The 17,375-nt window shown below is 59.2% G+C and carries 24 protein-coding genes; 4 read left to right on the top strand and 20 right to left on the bottom strand.

What is annotated here, in order from left to right; genetic code table 11:
* From SM763_RS22280 to SM763_RS22195, 18 genes are all read right to left on the bottom strand, one after another.
* On the bottom strand, positions 1 to 164 hold a 164-nt coding region (locus SM763_RS22280), incomplete at its 3' end, for a transposase (protein WP_368999795.1).
* Between the two features lie 35 nt (positions 165 to 199).
* Positions 200 to 946 carry a DGQHR domain-containing protein gene (locus tag SM763_RS22275; RefSeq protein ID WP_368999792.1) on the bottom strand — a complete coding sequence of 249 codons (747 nt, stop codon included), beginning with the start codon at positions 944 to 946 and terminating at the stop codon, positions 200 to 202.
* Positions 943 to 1,686 (bottom strand): hypothetical protein, encoded by a 744-nt coding sequence (locus SM763_RS22270; RefSeq protein ID WP_368999791.1) that lies wholly within the window; start codon positions 1,684 to 1,686, stop codon positions 943 to 945. Before SM763_RS22270 ends, SM763_RS22275 begins: the two co-directional genes overlap by 4 nt.
* A gap of 50 nt (positions 1,687 to 1,736) precedes the next feature.
* A complete protein-coding gene (locus SM763_RS22265; RefSeq protein WP_368999790.1) occupies positions 1,737 to 2,816 on the bottom strand; it encodes a TrbL/VirB6 family protein in 1,080 nt (359 codons plus the stop codon).
* 6 nt (positions 2,817 to 2,822) lie between these two features.
* Positions 2,823 to 3,227, bottom strand: coding sequence for a hypothetical protein (locus tag SM763_RS22260; RefSeq protein ID WP_074743445.1), 405 nt, complete (start codon positions 3,225 to 3,227; stop codon positions 2,823 to 2,825).
* Complete coding sequence (locus tag SM763_RS22255) at positions 3,224 to 3,412, bottom strand: hypothetical protein (RefSeq protein ID WP_368999789.1); 189 nt, start codon at positions 3,410 to 3,412, stop codon at positions 3,224 to 3,226. The genes SM763_RS22260 and SM763_RS22255 overlap by 4 nt, the downstream gene beginning before the upstream one ends.
* Positions 3,409 to 4,395: an ATPase, T2SS/T4P/T4SS family gene (locus tag SM763_RS22250; protein WP_368999788.1), complete on the bottom strand. Its 987-nt coding sequence runs from the start codon at positions 4,393 to 4,395 to the stop codon at positions 3,409 to 3,411. The genes SM763_RS22255 and SM763_RS22250 overlap by 4 nt, the downstream gene beginning before the upstream one ends.
* Positions 4,396 to 4,399: 4 nt before the next feature.
* Positions 4,400 to 5,779 (bottom strand): TraB/TrbI/VirB10 family type IV secretion system protein, encoded by a 1,380-nt coding sequence (locus SM763_RS22245; protein ID WP_368999787.1) that lies wholly within the window; start codon positions 5,777 to 5,779, stop codon positions 4,400 to 4,402.
* Positions 5,776 to 6,471 carry a TrbG/VirB9 family P-type conjugative transfer protein gene (locus SM763_RS22240; protein ID WP_368999786.1) on the bottom strand — a complete coding sequence of 232 codons (696 nt, stop codon included), beginning with the start codon at positions 6,469 to 6,471 and terminating at the stop codon, positions 5,776 to 5,778. The genes SM763_RS22245 and SM763_RS22240 overlap by 4 nt, the downstream gene beginning before the upstream one ends.
* A gap of 2 nt (positions 6,472 to 6,473) precedes the next feature.
* Positions 6,474 to 7,127 carry a VirB8 family type IV secretion system protein gene (locus SM763_RS22235; RefSeq protein ID WP_368999785.1) on the bottom strand — a complete coding sequence of 218 codons (654 nt, stop codon included), beginning with the start codon at positions 7,125 to 7,127 and terminating at the stop codon, positions 6,474 to 6,476.
* Positions 7,128 to 7,143: 16 nt separating this feature from the next.
* Positions 7,144 to 7,953, bottom strand: a complete 810-nt coding sequence (locus SM763_RS22230) for a type IV secretion system protein (RefSeq protein WP_368999794.1) — start codon at positions 7,951 to 7,953, stop codon at positions 7,144 to 7,146.
* Entirely contained in the window at positions 7,953 to 9,107 is a 1,155-nt protein-coding gene (locus tag SM763_RS22225) for a lytic transglycosylase domain-containing protein (protein WP_368999784.1), read from the bottom strand. The genes SM763_RS22230 and SM763_RS22225 overlap by 1 nt, the downstream gene beginning before the upstream one ends.
* The gene (locus tag SM763_RS22220; RefSeq protein WP_009815545.1) at positions 9,097 to 9,264 is read right to left on the bottom strand and encodes a hypothetical protein; all 168 of its coding nucleotides are present in this window, start codon (positions 9,262 to 9,264) and stop codon (positions 9,097 to 9,099) included. The genes SM763_RS22225 and SM763_RS22220 overlap by 11 nt, the downstream gene beginning before the upstream one ends.
* Complete coding sequence (locus tag SM763_RS22215; RefSeq protein ID WP_368999783.1) at positions 9,261 to 11,624, bottom strand: VirB4 family type IV secretion/conjugal transfer ATPase; 2,364 nt, start codon at positions 11,622 to 11,624, stop codon at positions 9,261 to 9,263. Before SM763_RS22215 ends, SM763_RS22220 begins: the two co-directional genes overlap by 4 nt.
* Complete coding sequence (locus tag SM763_RS22210) at positions 11,614 to 11,892, bottom strand: VirB3 family type IV secretion system protein (RefSeq protein WP_368999782.1); 279 nt, start codon at positions 11,890 to 11,892, stop codon at positions 11,614 to 11,616. Before SM763_RS22210 ends, SM763_RS22215 begins: the two co-directional genes overlap by 11 nt.
* Entirely contained in the window at positions 11,885 to 12,169 is a 285-nt protein-coding gene (locus tag SM763_RS22205; protein ID WP_368999793.1) for a TrbC/VirB2 family type IV secretion system protein, read from the bottom strand. Before SM763_RS22205 ends, SM763_RS22210 begins: the two co-directional genes overlap by 8 nt.
* Before the next feature lie 107 nt (positions 12,170 to 12,276).
* Positions 12,277 to 12,891 carry a lytic transglycosylase domain-containing protein gene (locus SM763_RS22200; protein WP_368999781.1) on the bottom strand — a complete coding sequence of 205 codons (615 nt, stop codon included), beginning with the start codon at positions 12,889 to 12,891 and terminating at the stop codon, positions 12,277 to 12,279.
* A gap of 43 nt (positions 12,892 to 12,934) precedes the next feature.
* A complete protein-coding gene (locus SM763_RS22195; RefSeq protein WP_368999780.1) occupies positions 12,935 to 13,288 on the bottom strand; it encodes a hypothetical protein in 354 nt (117 codons plus the stop codon).
* A 210-nt stretch (positions 13,289 to 13,498) separates the two neighbouring features.
* Here SM763_RS22195 and SM763_RS22190 point away from each other — a divergent pair, with 210 nt between their 5' ends.
* The 3 genes from SM763_RS22190 to SM763_RS22180 all read left to right on the top strand — a co-directional run bounded on the left by SM763_RS22190 (position 13,499) and on the right by SM763_RS22180 (position 14,529).
* On the top strand, positions 13,499 to 13,750 hold the full coding sequence (locus SM763_RS22190) for a hypothetical protein (protein WP_368999779.1): 252 nt from the start codon (positions 13,499 to 13,501) through the stop codon (positions 13,748 to 13,750).
* A 124-nt stretch (positions 13,751 to 13,874) separates the two neighbouring features.
* Positions 13,875 to 14,132: a helix-turn-helix domain-containing protein gene (locus SM763_RS22185; RefSeq protein ID WP_368999778.1), complete on the top strand. Its 258-nt coding sequence runs from the start codon at positions 13,875 to 13,877 to the stop codon at positions 14,130 to 14,132.
* A 169-nt stretch (positions 14,133 to 14,301) separates the two neighbouring features.
* Positions 14,302 to 14,529 carry a hypothetical protein gene (locus tag SM763_RS22180; protein WP_024099346.1) on the top strand — a complete coding sequence of 76 codons (228 nt, stop codon included), beginning with the start codon at positions 14,302 to 14,304 and terminating at the stop codon, positions 14,527 to 14,529.
* A gap of 120 nt (positions 14,530 to 14,649) precedes the next feature.
* Here SM763_RS22180 and SM763_RS22175 read toward each other — a convergent pair whose 3' ends face one another.
* Positions 14,650 to 15,405 carry a hypothetical protein gene (locus SM763_RS22175; protein ID WP_490363303.1) on the bottom strand — a complete coding sequence of 252 codons (756 nt, stop codon included), beginning with the start codon at positions 15,403 to 15,405 and terminating at the stop codon, positions 14,650 to 14,652.
* A 279-nt stretch (positions 15,406 to 15,684) separates the two neighbouring features.
* On the opposite strand from SM763_RS22175, the gene SM763_RS22170 reads away from it, so the two are divergent.
* Positions 15,685 to 16,350 carry a L,D-transpeptidase gene (locus SM763_RS22170; protein ID WP_368999777.1) on the top strand — a complete coding sequence of 222 codons (666 nt, stop codon included), beginning with the start codon at positions 15,685 to 15,687 and terminating at the stop codon, positions 16,348 to 16,350.
* A gap of 370 nt (positions 16,351 to 16,720) precedes the next feature.
* On the opposite strand, the gene SM763_RS22160 is transcribed toward SM763_RS22170, so the two are convergent.
* Positions 16,721 to 17,311 carry a L,D-transpeptidase gene (locus tag SM763_RS22160; protein ID WP_067293148.1) on the bottom strand — a complete coding sequence of 197 codons (591 nt, stop codon included), beginning with the start codon at positions 17,309 to 17,311 and terminating at the stop codon, positions 16,721 to 16,723.
* Positions 17,312 to 17,375 lie beyond the last annotated feature (64 nt).

The following is a 17,375-nucleotide window of genomic DNA, read 5'->3' as shown; positions in this document are numbered from 1 at the left end:
CGGTGAGTGTCAGAAATGTTCATGCCACCATACTTGGCTTTGAACTTGTAGAACGACGCCGGGCTCAGGCCATGCCTGCGGCACACCTCTGCCGTCGGCATCCCAGCTTCCTGTTCTTTGATCATCCCGATTATTTGGGCTTCGGTAAAACGGCTCTGTCGCATTTGTTTGCTCCTTCAAAGGTTGAGCAAACTCTACATTAAACTGAGGGAAGTTTCGGGGGGCAGGTCACTCGCGTTATAGCAAAGTCATTTTCCGCCGCTACCAAAATACGACGATACAACGGGCTGGATGGATCTGTGTTGAGTTTCCTAGATAAAAAAACCGCGAGCTTCTCAGGAGACCAAAACTCCGGTGGTTCTTCATCAATGTTGTATCCAAAGAGTTCATAAGTTTGACTGCGGTCTACCGGTTTCTGGGTAGAGTTGATGGTAGCAAAAAGATATGCCTGATATGGCCGTGGGAGGTCCAGAAATACCGAGCACAGGATGGACATTCCAAGGCGTCGCTCAGCGGCTTCCGTAAACCCAAATAGGCGATGCTGCCCATCAATAATTGGCGCTATCGGTTCCGAAGTAGGGATGACCAACTGACAGCATCCACTCCCTTCGGTGTCCTCTTCAACTCTCCACTTTTTGGTGGTGTCACTCAAAGACAGGCCATCCGCCATAACGTAATTTGCTGCGAGGATTATTGAGTTCGGGAACGCCACCTCGGAAGTGCCGATGTACCGACCAATTTCTTTGATACGTTTTTGATCGATGTCTCTCTGCGACCCATCCAATCGATAGCTATCACCGTCCATCACTGCTCGAAGGCGATCCGTATAGCAGACTTTAAGTAGGGTTTTTGCTGGAATCGCGACAGCATAGAACTCACCCAATGGCTGTTCAATGCGAATTGCTGGAAACCGAGCAAACTCAGATGAAACTTGGTCCGCGCTCATAGCTTGAATCCACCGTTGTCACCTGCGACTGCATCGTCTAACTCGCCGCCAAGCGCCTCGACTGCAGGTACTTGCGAGTATTTGCCGTCATCCCAGTTCGCGATCCACCAAGTAAGAACTGCAATAATTGTGCCTGAAATCAGATAGATGAAGCCATCCCCTTGTGATACATGATCTTTGAGAGCAGCCATAATTGCTAGAAAAATTATGGCCAGTAGGAGCACAATCGCAAAAGAACGGAGGTTCTTTTGTGTATCCTCAACGACAATAATTTGCATACATGACAATGATCCTAGGCCTGCAAAGAACGTGAGAATTGACTTGGCAACGCTTGGATCTTGCCAAATGCTCGACGAGGTTACTTGCGGTATTCCAGTTTGGCTCGGAGCTGCCAGCGTAAGCCATGCCTCCGCCACCGCCACCCAAACACCCGTCGCACCGATCATCATAGAGGCCAAGAAGAAGAAAACGTAAGAAGGTTGACCAAAAGGGCTGATAAGGCGTTTGGAAAGAGCTTTCATTAGTATCCTCCATTCAGAAGGTGTGTCGTCCTGCCGTTCCTTCGTCCGAAATATCTGGAATAATTTCATGCCCATTGAGACCTCTGCATCGACTTTCGTAGCAAGAGACCAAAGCTTCGCACTTCTACGAACATTAAATCCATTGTACGGGCGTTTTTGTGCCAGACAAGAGCAAGTCCATTGAGCAGCAAAGACAAGAATCCTAACGAAATGGGTCATTGGCAGTATCTGCCGTCGCTGATCGGTGCAAAAAGTCGTAATTAGGCTGTTCATCGTCTGCCCAGTCTGCCGAGTCTCGAAAGCTGTGCCAGCATTCGGGCGCCTGTTCCGGTTGCGTCACCCGGACGAGCTGCAGTTGGCCCTCCAGCAGTATTTGGCCGGCTCGGCAAGGCTTGCACGCCGAAGAATTGTCGCGCTCGAAGGGCTGCGTATTCGGCCCCGGTGGCGCCACCAATGGCATAGCGATTGTAAACTTGTTGGCTACCTGCAAGCCCTCTGGCGAAGGCATAGCTTCCCCCGAACCCGGCCGAGAGTGCCGGCATCATGATGTTCCCAGAAATCGACCGAACCAGGAAGGGCGTTGCTATGATGAAACCCTTTGCCATCAGCACCATCATGAAAAATGGGATAAGGGCCCCTATGTTCGAGGCCCCCTCTGGGTCGCCAAGCTCGGCAAGAAGCGCCCGAGAGACCCCCGTGATCGTCGCGAACACGCCGGCGACTACGATCGGATACATCGCGAATGAAATGAGCGCGGATAACCAGCGCGCGAAATAATCCTTGGTCACCTCGAACAGGGTCAAGAAGATCATCACTGGCGCGATGCCAATTAGCAGAGCGATCATGAGCCGGGACGCCACAACAATGAACGCCGCCAACCCGCCAAGAATCGAGAGCAGCAGAACCCCGAGTGTGTCCAACAAGGCACCGGCCATCCAGTTCAGCTCGGACCCCGCAGCATTCAGATAGTCGCCGAGCGCTGCAATCAGTTCGTCAAATTCCTCTGCAAAGGTACCGGACGGGCCAGGTGATCCGCCGCCGACAGAAGCCACAAGGGCCCCGGCAATGCTGTCGATTCCATTCAGTATTGCTGAGGCAAGCGCATTGAACTGGACCCAGTTGGCCGCGAAGACCCCTATCAGTCCGACCTTCACGGCCAGCCAAAAGGCAGTTTGGCCGTCCATGGCGCGATACTGGTAGATCATGTTGATGAAAACCAGAATGACAACCAGAGTTGTGCCCAGAACCAGCAACGTGCCGACCGTTGCTGCGACCGCACCAAACTGAGTTTCGGCGGCGGTATCTAGATACCCTTCGGCCGTTTCCACGAAGTAGGTGACGACACTCATGGATTGCTACCAGTTGCCAACTGCTTCGCAGATTGGCATGGCGGCGCGCCGCAGTTCATTTGCCTGCCGTCGGTATTCGGACGTCGCTTCGACAACGTCCCAGTATTTAGATGAAGCATAGCGCTTGGTGTAGAAGCGTACAGCGTCCTCCCAAGTTGGATACCGTGTGGGACAGTCGCAGTTTTGCGAGTCTACGACGCGCTCCATGCTTTGAGCCCGATATATCTGTTGGATCAAAAGGCGCTTATAGGATTCGCGCACATTGATGTTCTGCATCCATTCCGGCTCGGGTGGTTGGTCTGGGCAAACATTTGGGTGGTTGTCGAGCGTCGGGATCAGGTTCCGCTCTGCTACGCCAGCAGTTGTGCCAAAGATCAAGAGCAGGCCAGCGACTGCAATAGTCTGTGTCATTCCGATGCCGCCTTCATTGTACCAGTCTCACGCTTCAAGAAAGTGGTGTAGCCGTAATCGCCGGCTTCGGCGGTGATGACCTCCCATCCTTCCGCGCCGCGCTGGTTCAAGACACGTCGCATCTCGTCGTAGTCCTTTTGCTTCTTCACCGGAAAGGACAGGATATCGTATTCAAATGCCTTCATGGGGAAGTTCCAATCTCAGTTGCGCCGGGGAGGTAGAATTCCGTGATGCCGCGTTTGCCGTCATGCCGACCGGCCTGGATGATCACGTCGATGGAGTTCTCGATGTACTGGATCATGTCGGCATAGGTCATCGGGATCTCGGTCTTGAGCGCGGCGATCGCGAGCCGCTGGACGGCCAGTTGCGGGGTTTCGGCATGCAGCGTGGTCATGGACCCGCCATGGCCGGTGTTGATAGCTTCCAGAAAGGTCATGGCCTCCTTGCCACGCACCTCGCCCAGGATGATCCGGTCGGGGCGCATGCGCAGCGTCGCGGTGAGCAGCACATCGGCGGTCTGGAATTCCGCGTCGCGATTGGCGATGAGGGTCACAGCATTTGGCTGGGTCGGCAGAAGTTCGGCGGCTTCTTCGATGGTCACGATGCGTTCCTCGGCCGGTACGTGAGAGAGGATCTTGCGCGCGGCGACGGTCTTGCCGGTGGAGGTGCCGCCCGAGACGATCATGTTGAGTTTGTTCTCGACGCAGAAGGCAAGCGCATCATCAATCAAACCCGCGGCCACCACGGCGCGCAAGGCGCGCTTCTTTTCCACCCGCAGATCTTCGAGCTTGCGCTCTTTTCCGTAGAGGAAATCGAGCGCAATGCCCTCGAGTGGCAGGCTTGAGAAGAACCGTAGGCTGATCGACATGGCCGAGAGCACGGCGGGCGGGGTGATGACCTGTGCGCGGATCGGGCGCCCCTTATAGGTGATCGAGACCGAGACGATGGGGCGGTCCTTGCTCATCGTGGTATTGGCCGAGGATGCGATCTGGTTGCCGAGGTCCCGGACATGAACGGCCGTGAGCCTCTGGTCCAGCGCGCGCATGAAATGGTCGCCCTGGAATTCGCCCCAGCAGGTTCCGTCTGGGTTGATGCAGATCTCGATGACATCGTCGCGGGCGGCGGCGTCGATCCGGTCAAGCGAGGTTTCGAGATAGCTCAGCGACATGGGCTCAGAATATCTCCAGATCGCGATCGACCATGACCGTGACGCGTGCGCCTTGGTCGACATAGATGACGGGGCCGATGGAGAGGTAATCACCAATGACGCTGTCCGTGGCATCTGCCAGATCATCGCCAACGTCTTCGAGAACGTCGGCGGTAGTCTCATCCTGGACCTCGGAGGCGGCGGCACTTGGTGCGGCGGAAATCAGCGAGATCAGGGCGGCCGACCCGAAACGCTCGGCGAAGCGTGTGTCCACGAAACCGGTGACGCCAGAACGGCCCAGTTCATCACCTCCGAAGGAGCTGATCTGGACGGTCAGGTTGTCGGGCAGGATGATCCGGTCCCAGGCGATCGTGACGCGGCGCTGCGCGATATCGACGCCAGCGCGGTAGCGCCCGACGAGACGGGATCCGCGGGGGATTAAAAGGCGCGCGCCATCGACGCTGTAAACATCCTCGGAAACCACGGCACGGGTCTGGCCGGGCAGGGAGCTGTCGAGGGCAGTTTCCATGACGGCCTGGATCATGGTGCCCTGTAGAATCGTGTTGGAGGGATTGGCGATCACCTCGGCCTGCGTCACGGTGGAGGGCAACGCACCGTTCAGCACGAAATCCGTCACCTCGCCAAAGGTCCGTTCGGTCAGAGCCGTTTCATTCGCTCCGGAGGCACCGCCAAACGCGATGGTGGGCGAGGTGATGCGCCGCTCCTGAAAGGCGCGTTCCTCCGCGGCGCGGCGCTCCAGCTCGGCCATGCGCCGGGCTTCTTCCTCGCGGCGCAGTCGCTCTTGCTCGCGTGCGCGCAGCTCATCTTCCGTGGGGCCCGCTGGGGCGGGTTGGGGTCGGCTGGCCTCGAGTTGGGCCAGTTCCAGATCCATGCGGAGTTGTTCAAGACTTCGATCCCGCGCCGTCAGTTCGTCCTGGAACCGTTGCTGTGCGGCTTCCGAGGCGGCTTGCAGCGCTGCGATCTGAGCGGTCAGCGCGTCGATCGCCTCTGCGGCGGCGGTGTTGTCCTCGACGACCGGTTCAGGGGCATTGCGCAACTCCTCAATCTGAGCCTGCAGGGCGGTGATCTGCGCCAGAAGCTCCGCGTTGGGCTCGACGGGGTCTGGTCCGACGAACACAACCTCGGGCTCGGGCGGGGGCAAGGTCTCGATAGCGCCAAAGCCATCCCCTTCGTTTTGGAAGACGTCCGGGGTGGCCGTTGGCAAGGCTTCCTCTTCGTCGGGCTGTGAGAGGAGATAAAGCAGGGCACCACCTGCGCCGATGACGAGGACCACGATCAGCGCGAGAAGGGGCGACCGGCGCTGCGCCGCCGTGGGGGCGCGGGCACTGCCTGTCTCAAGGGCGGCGAGGCGTTTTTCCAGCTCGGTGTTCTCGGTGTCGCTCATGAGGCGGCCTCCGCGGGCGGGATCGCCTCAATGCAGACCACCTCTTCGCCAAGTCGCAGGACCCACTGGCGGTTCACGCCGCTGACGCGGATCACGCCGTCTTCAGGGGTTTGCGTGTTGACCGTGCTTTCACGGCCGCCCGCGTAGCGGAAGATCGCGGGCACAGGCGCGTTCCGCGGAAACGCGAAATACGTGAACGTCCCGTCATCCCAGATGCGCGTTGGCGTGAACTCGGTCCGCGCGCTGGCGCCGTAATTGTAGTTCGGCGCTTGGGCGGCGATGGCCCGGGTCGGGCGCGCATCGCCCTCCGGATAGCGGAACTGCACCACGTAAAATTTTGGGCTGCGGACCTCCTGGACGTTGAAGTAGTAGCTCCGGCGGTTCGTATAGACTGTCACATTGGTATGCACCCCGCGGGCCACAGGCTTGATCGCGAAGGCCTGACCGCCCGGGACGCCGTCGATCTCGAAGCCCTCGGTGTCGCCCGCGATGATTGAGCGGATGCTTTCACCCTCGCCGAACTCGATGGTGGTCACATGGGTGAGCGACACGCTGAGACGGTAGACCTGACCCTCCTGGTAGGTGGCCAAGCGCACCCGGCTGTCGTTGGGACCGCCACGCGGGATGGCTTCGGCAGAGGCGAGGCCGGGCAACAGGGCAATGACAAAAATAAGCGATCTTATAAACAACAACGTCAGTTCTCCAATCTGTCGGAGCGGATGGAATATTCGAGGACGGTGAAGCCGAATGGATTGGTCCAGACCTCATCGATGGAGCGGCGGGTCTCCGGGCGGAACTCGAAGAGAAGCGTCGCAGTGAAGAGGCCGGTCTGGGTGCCGTTAATGGACGTCAGGCGCTTGCGCAGGCGGACCGTCGCGCGGTTGGTTCCGATCCGGTTGATGCTGAGGATTTCCACGTCGAGCCGAGCATTGGGGCCATAGACCGTCGGCGGGTAATTCTCGTTGGCGCTGTTCCAGATTTGGCGCAGCCCGCTCTCGGCAGCTCCGCCCGAGCGGCGCAGGACGCTGCGGATGCGCAGATCGTTGTCGAGCTGGTTATAGACCTCCCGGTCGGCCACATAGCGGAACACCTCCGCCTCGATGATCGCCTGGTTGGCGGTCACCGAGGAGGCGCCCACCGAGGCCGCGGGGAGTGCAAAGCCGGTGGCGGGATCATAGGGGACAACGACGGGGGGCGGGTCGACATCCAGGATCGAGACAGCTGCCGCGCTCAGACAGCCGATGATGCCGAAGACAAGGCCTATCAGGCCAAGACGCTGCCAAAGCCGTTCACGGCGCAGGGCACCATAGACCAGCTCTTCCTCGATGATCTCTTGTTCACTCGCCACGCGTCACACCCCGCACTCACTCGGTCCGCAGCTCGGGCAGCGTGAAATCCATGAAGCGCTGCTCTTCGGCGATGGTCGCGGCATCGATCACGCCGCCCGTGCCATCGCCCACGGTTTGCACAGCTTCGAGCTGCCACATGGCGACCAACGCAATGGCGAGCTCCGCGGTCACGCGCGTGTTGAGATCGATGCTTTCCTTCAGCTCATCCATGTCGTCGATGAGTCCGACAAGGCGGTCTACCCGCTCGAGCGATTGGCCGGCATCTTCATAGCTGTTCTGGGCGGCGGCTGAGACGAGCGCGCCGGTTGTTGCCTGCGTCGCCACGCGGTTGGCTCCGGGATTGCCGCTCGTGGCCATTTCCGAGAGGGTGTCCTCGTCAAAACCGAGGTCGGCCAGCACCCGGTCCATCTGGGTTTCGATCTCGCCTGCGCCAGAACCGGACAGGCCGGAGAAATCCCCAGTCTTGATCGCCTCAATCGTGGCGAGGATGTCGCCGAACTCCTGGTCGAGCAGGCCGTTCAGCTCCTCTTCCATCTCGGTGCGGATGATTTCCGGAAGCTCGGCAAGGCGGGTGAGGGCCTCGTAGGTGCGTTGCAATTCGCCAAGTTGATCCGTGAGTGTGGCAAGCTGTTCACGGAGCTGCGTCAGCTGCTCGTTTTGCAGAATCTCGTCTTCGATCATCTGCCGGAGCTGCTGGATGTTTTGCGCGATGTTCTGGGTGTCGACGACCGGTACACCTTGTGCTGCGGCAGGGGGTAGGGCGCTGAACTGCAAGCCAACGCCAAGTGTCGTGGCCAAAGCTGTCCTCAAGAGCAGATGTCCCATCATTCAATCTCCCTGATCGTAAAATCCATGAACGCGCCTTCGGCCATGCGGGCGCTGGCCTGGGCCAGCTCTTTGGCGGAGAGTACGCGGGTGCGGGCGGCCTGAAGCCGGATGCGGGCGGCCACGAGACGCACGAGTTCGGCGCGGGCATAAGTGTTGAGCGCAACGCTCTCCTGCACATCCTCGGTCTCGGAAATCCGTTCGACGATATCCGCAATACGTAGGGCGGCTTGCCTGATCGCGGCGGGTGAGTTGTTGCCATAGAAGGCCGCGCCGTGCCCAGTGAGCGAGAGGTTGGCATTGGCCAGCAGCGCAGGGTCGATCGTGCCGAGTGCTTCGATCCCGCCGATACGGCTTAGATAGAGATTGTAGCGTTCAGGGATGACCGACACGTAGTGCTGGGTCTCGCGGAAGGGTGGCACGCCGCCATACTCGAAAACCCGGCCGGGTCCGGCGTTATAGGCCGCGAGGGCGTTGATGATGTTGCCATCGAATGTGTTGAGCTGGGTCGCGAGATAGCGCGCGCCGCCATGCACCTGCAGATAGGGGCTGTCATAGTATTCCGGGTTAATGCCCAGATCGCTGGCGGTGCCCGGCATGATCTGGGTGAGACCATAGGCGCCGACAGGAGACCGTGCCCCAATCGTAAACCGGCTTTCCTGCCAGATCAGCGCTTGCAGCAACGCGCGCCACTGGACGGGCGAGAGCCCTGCGCGGCTAACACCCGCAAAGCCGCTGGTCTCCTGGGCGACCCGGATGATGAGCTGCTCGATGTTCTCAGACGCATCCCCGAACATCTGCGCACCGCCGCGATTGGGATCGATCTCGCCAGTGCCATAGACGGCTTCCACGGCGCGGTCGGGATCGCCGCTGCCGCTTTCCAGCCCCGAGACCATGGCGGGCAGGCCCTGACCGCCGAAGCTGGTCTGGGCATCGAGGATGCGTCGGAGGGTTTCCAGCTGCTCCCGTTCGATCTCGGCGATGAGTTCGCGCACTGCAAGCTTGTCGGCCTGAACAGCCAAGTCTGCCTCGCGATCGCCTGTCTCGACGATGTCACGCGCGGTCAGCCCACTGTCATTGGTCGGCACGCCTTGAGACAAGGCGAGACCGGGCAGCAGGCAAAACGCGAGGATATGAGGCAGGCTAGACTTCAACGTCGCCCTCCGGCGCGCCGAGCGGTGCGAAGTGGCAATCCTGGGCTGTCGCTGCCGTCGAGGCGAGAAAGGAAAAGCAATTGGCCTGCGGCTCCCGATACTGGGTGCAGGAGGCCAGCGCGCCGAGCGCAGCCAAAGCGATAAGAATACGGATCATGAAAGCCTCCAAAAATCTGGGCGGTCGCGGTAATCGGCGCCGACAAGCGCTTCTCCCTTTTCCATGCCGCCAAGGATCGTGAGATTGGGCCCAAGGGCGCTCAGATCGGCATCGACGACGATTGAGCCCTGATCGTCGCGGATCAGTGCCAAGCGACTATTGCTGCCGGTGTTGAGAAGGACGTCGAGTTCCTTCTCCGTCAGGTTCAGCATGGCGTAATCGGACGCATTGGCGCGGATATTGGGGAGCAGGATCTGAGTCGGCACGGCCTCGACGATGGTCTTGCCGGTCCGGGTGCGTTCGAGCTGGCTTGCATATTGCGTCATCATCACCGCGACGGTGTTCTGCTTGCGCGCGGTCACCAGCCAGTTCGACAGCCGTTCGGCGAAATACGCGTTGTCGATCGCCTTCCAAGCCTCGTCGATCACGATGATGGTGGGGCGGCGGTCCTCGATTTCGCGCTCGACCCGGCGGAAAAGATAGGAGAGAACCGCCATCCGCTCCTTGTCGGCCTCGCTGTCGAGAATGCCGGTCAGATCGAAACCCACCACATCGCCTTTGAGCGAGAAGGTGTCTTCCAGCGTCTGTCCGAAAATCCAGCCGTAGCGGCCGTCTTCGGTCCACTCGAGCAGGCGCTGGTGCAGATCGCCGCCATCGTCGGTGGACACAAAAAGCGATGCGAAATCCCGCCAGTTCCGCAGGGCCGGATTGGAGGCCTGCGCATTCTGGCGCACGACTTCCTGGATGCGATTGGTCTGTGCCGGTGTGAGCGGCTTGTCGGCGCGGTAAAGAAGCGTGGCAAGCCAGTCCGAGAGCCAGGCGGTGCCCCGCGCATCGGTCTCGGTCCAGAGCGGATTGAGACCCGTGGGCTGGCCGGCGTTCAGGGACGCGTAGCGCCCGCCATTGGCGCGGACCGCCATCTCCATACCGAGACGGTAGTCGAAGACGAAGATCCGTGCGCCTGCGCGACGGGCCTGGGTCATCAGGAAGGCCGAAAGCACAGACTTACCTGACCCGGGCCGCCCCATGATCAGGGTATGGCCGCTGGTGGGTTCTTTGTCGGGCGAGCCTTGCTCGTGATAGGAAAACCGGTAGGCGCTCTGCTCCGGCGTGGGCAAATAAGTGACGACCCGGCCCCATGGGGTTTTCGCGGCGGGTTTGCCAAGCTGCGTTCGGTGGAAGGCCGCGAAATCTGCGAAGTTGCGGTTGGTCACGGCGCTGGCACGGACGCGCTTGGGCTGGTTACCGGGGTGCTGGCTGAGGTAATGCGCCTTGGCCGCGACCCGCTCGCCGATCATCTTCACGCCTTCGGTCGCGGCGGCGTTCACGATTTCGGCGCTGAGCGTCTGCAGCTCATCCAGCGTGTCGCAAAAGAGCGTCACGACCATATGGTGTTCGCCAAAGCTCTGGCGCTTGGCCTCGAGATCGTCGGCGGCGATATCGAGGGCTTCCATGAGCGAGAGGGCCGCATCCTGGCTGGCCTGCATCTGGCGTTTTTGCCGTTTGATGCGGCCCGCCATGAGGTTCGAATTGATCGGCGTGAAGGAATGCGTGACGATCATGTCGACCGGCAGGTTCAGCATGTCGAACATGGTGCAGGAGGTGCCTTCCGAGTATTCCCCGATGGTGAAACTCTTGCCGTAGCGATGCCCCACGACGCCTTCCGAGAGCTCGAAATGATCGCCATGAAACGTCACGCGGGTATTGGCGACGTTGAAGGACAGAAAGCCGTAGGTGTTTGCCGGGTAGAGCGGCAGCTCGGTGCCCGTGTTGAGCGCGCCCAAAAATCCCACCAACTCTCCCGATCCGGCTGACAGCAGGCGCGGCTTGAGCTCGGTAAGCCCCGAGAGGAAGACGTTCACGGCCTCACCGAGGCGCTGCAGGCGTTTGCGGGTCTCCTCCTTCAGTCGGTCCGGCGCGCTGCGGCTCAGGAACGGCAGGAGACTTTTCGGAGGCGGGCGGTGAATGACGGTGAGCGTCAGTGTTTTGTCGCGGAGCCCGCTGGTCTCGAGTTTCGCGCGCCAGCGCCGGTCCACCTCGCCCGCGAAGCTGTCCTCACGGATGGGGTCGAGATCAGGTTTGATGGCCTTGGAAACCTTGTGGACGTAATAGCTGAATTCCGGCCCGAGTTGCGCGACGATGCGGGCAAAAAGCGCCGTCGCCTTGTCGAGATAGGCATCGTCCGTCGTGTAGCTGTTGATCCCCTCGAGCCGGATGCAGCGGAAGAGTTCGTTCACCCGTGTCCGCACGGTCTGGTCGTCAACGAGGCTCACATAGGGCAGCATATGCGCGAGGCGGGTCTCGCGCGCATACCAGTCCGGCGTCATTGTGCGGGGGTCGAGCGCAGCATCACGGGGCATAGCTGTCCCCGCCATGGATGCTGCGGTTTCGCGTGGGTGGCGTCTCCTGCAGCGCTGTCATCATCACGTCGATGAAACGCGGGTCCCAATCTGCGGCCTTCCAAAGCACCGGGTAGAGCAGGGCCGCGACAGCCAGCACCGCGATGTGCTGGACCCAGACGAACAGGAGCACCGATCCGAAGAGCCAGACCATCGCGTACATGATGGGCAGGCTCAGAAGCTTTGGTGGGCGCACGAGGCCGAGGAAGAGAGGCGAGCGCTCAGCCACCGGCAAAGACCGCGGCAACGATGGTGGGGGCGGCTGCAACACCGGCGATGCCAACAAGCACCCAAAGCGCCTGGCGCAGATCGATGATGTTGAAGAACCAGCTCAAGAAAACGCCGAGGACCGCGAGTGTGGCGATGACAACGCCAAGTGGGCCGGTCAGCGCATCGACGATGCCCTGTAACAGGCTCTGGATCGGGGAGAGATCGATGCTTTGCGCAAGGGCAGGTTCGGCAATCAGCAGGAATAGCGCCAGCGAGGCGGCAAAGAGGTTTGAAATCCAACTTGTTTCGAAAAAGCGGTATCGCCAATGCACTGCCGCGCTGCGCGCTCTCGTGACATTGCCGATAAGTGTTTTGAGGAATGATTTCCAAAAAGGTTGGGACATCATGAATTTGATCCTTCCAATCGGGCCACGACGGCCATGACGCGGGCCACGTGGTTCTGGGTTTCTCGGTAAGGGGGAATGCCACCGTGTTGGCGCACGGCATCCGGCCCCGCATTGTAGGCCGCCAGCGCCAGATGCGGATCGCCGAAGCGCTCCAGCATCATTGCGAGGTAGCGGGCAGAGCCGTCGAGGTTCTGCAGCGGGTCACGCGGGTCGACGCCCAGATCACGCGCCGTCGCTGGCATCAATTGACCAAGGCCAATGGCACCTGCACTTGAAATCGCATCCTGCCGGTAGGCACTCTCAACCTCGATATTGGCTCGATAGAGAGCCAGCCAATCCGTCACGGAAAGCCCCGTGCGACGCAGGCCGGGATGGCCGGCATAGCGCAAGGCCGTGGTCTGAATCCCGGAGAGGACATCGGCGCGGGGCAGGGGAGTCGGGCGGGCAAAGGCCGCGACTTGGACGCCCTCTTTCTCGGCCTCTACCTCGCCGAAGATCGCGATCCCATCGGAGGCCGAACCCTGACCAATCCCGTCATTGTAGTTTCGAGCAAAGCTGCTTTGGGAGCGGGACGGGATCAGGGAGCCGTCGCTCTCCATGACCAGCACCATTTGCGCGGAGGCTGGCGAGGCGACCAGCCAGAGGCAGACGAGGTTAGTTGTCAGCGCCCTTGTCTGATGGGGCGAGCTTGTGGCTCCGGCTTGTCCCCGCTTCAAGCGGCAGGTCGACATGCGCAAAGCCAAGGCCAATGAAGAAAGACACCACGCCGGAGACCGTCTTGAACTCGCGGATCTTGATATCGTTGTAGGTCGTCCGCGTGCGGGCGGTGACGAGGAGCTTTTCCACCCCCTCATCAGAGACAACGCGCATGATCCAGACCCCGTAATAGCTGGGGCCTTTCTTATTTGCCGACTCCTGGCACAGGATTTCTGCGCTATAGCCGCTTTCCACGAGTTCGCGGAACCTGGCTTCCGTAACCACATTTGGTGCTTCGATGTCCCAGTTCATGGCCCGGCTCACGCTTTCTCAAAAGACGCAACACCTGAGCATTTCTACTTGAAGCTCAGGGTTACGATAGTATATTTTCAACTGCAAGATGTAATATCGTGCTTTAGCTGTAGTTTGGTTCGCAAACACTAGTCACGGCCAGTGTTCGGGATCAAGGAGATAACAGGTTTGAAAAACCCAAGGTTGACATGCTTGTTCCCAGTGCAAGCTATGGTTCTTCTGATCTGCGTCCCCGGGCCGGTTTTGGCGCAATCCTGCCTCGCGCCATCCCGTCCATTCCTGCCAAGCGATTCGCAGGCGGCGCGGGACTATGCGGACGTCATCCGTGGCGACTTCGAAGATTATATCCAGGATATCCAGAGCTACTTCCGTTGCCTCGATAGCGAACGCGCCCGCGCTTTCAAGGAAGCGCGGGAAGTCAGCGAGGACTATGGCCGATTTCTGCAATTGGTAGGGGATTGATGGGCAACCTCAGGAGCATCAGACTTGTAGCCCATGGAAACCAGACGCTGATAACAACCTCTAATATCTACTTTTTAGATAACAGATTTCATCCGCTAGCGACGTCACAAAAGGTATGTGACGCGTGGCAAAGACAATCAGAAGCACGGGACAAGTGGCACTCTGCCAGGCGTTGGTCGACGCCCGGATCAAGGCAGGCTTTGGCCAGGCTGAATTGGCGACCAAGCTCAGATGCCACCAATCCCTTATTGCCCGCCTTGAAAGCGGTCTGCGCCGGGTCGACGTTGTCGAGCTGGTCGTCTTGGCGCGCGCCATTGGCTTTGATCCGTTTGAGCTACTGGCGATCGTTGAAGCCGCCACGGAGCCCGACCACCGGATTTGAAGCCAATGAATTGTTGAGAAAACAGGAACCCATTTCCCCGGTCTGATGATCATTTCCTCATCGAGGACCAGTTAGCCAGAATCAACGAAGTCCGGCGCACGGTCGTAGTGAACGCTCTGCAACCCCACGCCGCATTTCGCAGCGCCACAGTGCAGGAAGTCAGTAAAAAGTGAACGAAGATAAGGTCGAAGGCGTCGCGATTGCGAATTTGATCGGGGCAGATGAGCGTAGTGTCGTCGGTTGGGTATATCGTTGGAATACGGGCGCGTTGGCGGTGATGTGGGATGTCAACGGCCCGCAACGGGTTGGACAATGTCAGCCTGATTTGAAGGACGCGGAGAAGCGCGAAATCGACTTCGATGCACTCACGCGGATGCGAAGTGGCGACGGCGGTTGAGGAGTGCAAACCTGCGGTATTTGCCGAAACGCCAAACAGCATGTGGACCGCGACGCGTACGCGGTGCGGCCGTACACGTCAAAGAAGCCGTCTTCCGAGACAAATCTACGTGGCGGCAGGTCAGTAGTTCACCTGCTCGAACCCGTAGTTACCCTCATAGTCACGCCAATCGACGAAGACGGATCGGTGATAAATGCCAGGGCAATGCTCGCCCCAGCGTTCAAGGCCTACGTGAGCCGAAGGAAGGGCAGTGACGGAAGACCTCTGCCAAGTGAAATCGCCTTGGGTCCCGTAAGTGCCGAGGACCACGGTCGCGCTTCGGTTACAGTCCCCATCGCGCCCGGACTCGTGCTGTCGCGCATACCGTACATCAAAGACGCGAATGGATCGGACAAAATTGAACTCCGGACCGCTGATATCGATGTCCGCCCGATCCTCGACGAGGCGAAGCACGAAGTCTGCCGGAATGGCATCCGTTCCGGTTTCTGAAGAGGGCCAAACGGCATTTTTTGATCTTGCTTGGACGGCAACATCATCGCCTGGAAACGATTGGCGGGGCGAATAGTCCTCGCCTTGAAGAAAGGCTTCGAAGATTCGGTTTACATTGCTCGGATGCCGTTCGGTCTCATAAGATGCGCCCATGGGACAGCGCCAAATCTGCAGTGGTGGCTCCACAGGCCAAGGCGTGATGCGACGGATAAACTCGGCACGGGCACGGCTGCAGGGCACGGAAGCGGGCCAACCGCCGGACAGGCAGAGAAGGATTGCGCAGTCGATTGGATAGGTTTGTGCTTTTGTGGTGCTCGGCAGCACACCGTTTACCAAAGCGGTTACAGCGGTTAGGCATAGAGACAGTCGTCTAAGTTGAAAGCGCATGGTAGGGGACCCTTTGTCGGGAGCCACCTTACCTTCAATAATATACTATTGCAACGCAAAGTGTATTACGCGCATAATCAGGGTTATGTAAATTACAGTCGTATTTTACATTAAGTGCTCGAATAATCGCCATCGACCACGCGACAAGATGTAGAAGCCGAGCAATCAATCTGTGTCAAAAGAAACTCCTTGAAGCTCTAGTTGGTAGAGGTTCTATGGTACATTAAACGCCGTTTCTCGTGTCACGGCATTCGCCAGACAAAGCTGGATGAGTATAGTATGCTGACTAGACGACATTTCGTGATGACCACCGCCGCCCTCTTTTCTGCCCCGGTTGCCAGCCCGGTGCTGGCAAATACCTGGCCGACCGAATCGCAGAAGGTTGCCTGGGACGCACAGGTGACGCCGCCCGGCTTTGACCCGGAAACCTCGAACCCCTGGGGCTTACATCCGCGGTTTCTCCCGACCCGGGTGGCCGCGAAAGACGGGCTGACACCGGGTGACATTCATGTCGATGCGGTTGCGCGCTACCTTTATCACATCGAGGAGGGCGGGACTGCCATGCGCTATGGCGTCGCCATTGCTCGTGGTGATCTGTACGAACCAGGTACATACACGATCAAGCGTAAAGTCAGATGGCCGCATTGGCAGCCGACGCAGAACATGATCGACCGCGACCCAGAACTCTACGCTGATATCGCCGACGGTATGGAGCCCGGACCTAAGAATGCGCTTGGGTCGCGAGCTCTCTATCTCTTTCTCGGCGACCGGGACACTTATCTCCGCATTCACGGTACGCCACAGCCGAGAAGCATTGGCGGTCGTGCAAGTTCCGGCTGCGTCAGAATGGTCATGGCGCACATAAACGAGCTTTATCCCAACGTCGATATTGGTTCGACGGCTTTCCTCTACTCGGCCGAGGACAGTGTCACTGCGGGAAGCTGAGGCCGTGTACCAAAGCACCATCGGTCAGGGAAAGTGACGGGAGTTTATCCTAGCCGGGGAGCACTTCGGATTATTGAACCCCGCTAGGCCGCCGGCGCGGTACAAATCGGATTTCCGCGAGGGGTTCGGAGCGGCACCAGGGTAACTTCCACGGGACCGTTGTGCAGATACCAGTAGCAGCCATCTTCCGGCAAAAGGCGCGCGGACTGAAGATCCTGACCCGTTGCGGCCATAGCGACGACTGCCTCCGGCAGTGGTCTGTTTTGTGCAGTGTCGGGCCCGCCAGGAATAGAAGCGGAACACGCTCCCAACAAAAACGCTGCTGGGAGAAGTAAGCCAAGATGAATTCGCATATTTAAAATTTCCGCCCTTAGAACAACTTAACCTGAGTACCAACCTCGGCTAATCCAAACAACTCTTCGATATGTTCGTTGTAGAGGCCGATGCAGCCGTTCGACGATTGTCGACCGATCTTGCGCGTATCACCTGTGCCGTGAACGCGGTAGTACTGCCATGACAGATAAAGGGCGTGTGTTCCAAGGGGATTGTCGGGGCCAGGGCCAACGAAATCCGGCCATTCGGGATTGCGCTCCTTCATCGACGGCGTAGGTCGCCAGCTCGGGCCATCCACCTTGCGAACGATTTCGGTGTAACCGCGCCGCGTCAACTCCTCCGTAAGAGGGACGCTGGAGGGGTAAAGCTTGTAGACGTTTTCGTCTTCCGACCAGAACTGCACCGCGCGGGAGTCAATGTCGCAGAGAATCGCGCCATTCCGCAGGTTGTCAAAATGATCTTGCCAGGACGCAACCCTAAACCCGGAAATATTGCTTCGCACCGCCGGTGTCGCCAGACCCTCGTTTGTCTGTGCCACTCCCCTGCCGGTTCCGAGAACCAAGCCGCTTGCGGCGGCCCCCAGGAGCGCAGCCCTGCGCGTGACTGACATGTCGTTCGCTCGTTTCATCATGAAAACCTCAAATTTTATCTGTTTGGACTATTCTCGGACCTCCACCCACTAGAGCTTCAAC

Origin of the sequence: Pseudophaeobacter sp. C1-32P7 (genome assembly GCF_041008775.1) — a bacterium.
GTDB classification, from domain to species: Bacteria; Pseudomonadota; Alphaproteobacteria; order Rhodobacterales; family Rhodobacteraceae; genus Phycobacter; species Phycobacter gallaeciensis_A.
The sequence above is the reverse complement of the archived record's forward strand: the minus strand, read 5'-3'. Positions and strand labels throughout refer to the sequence as shown.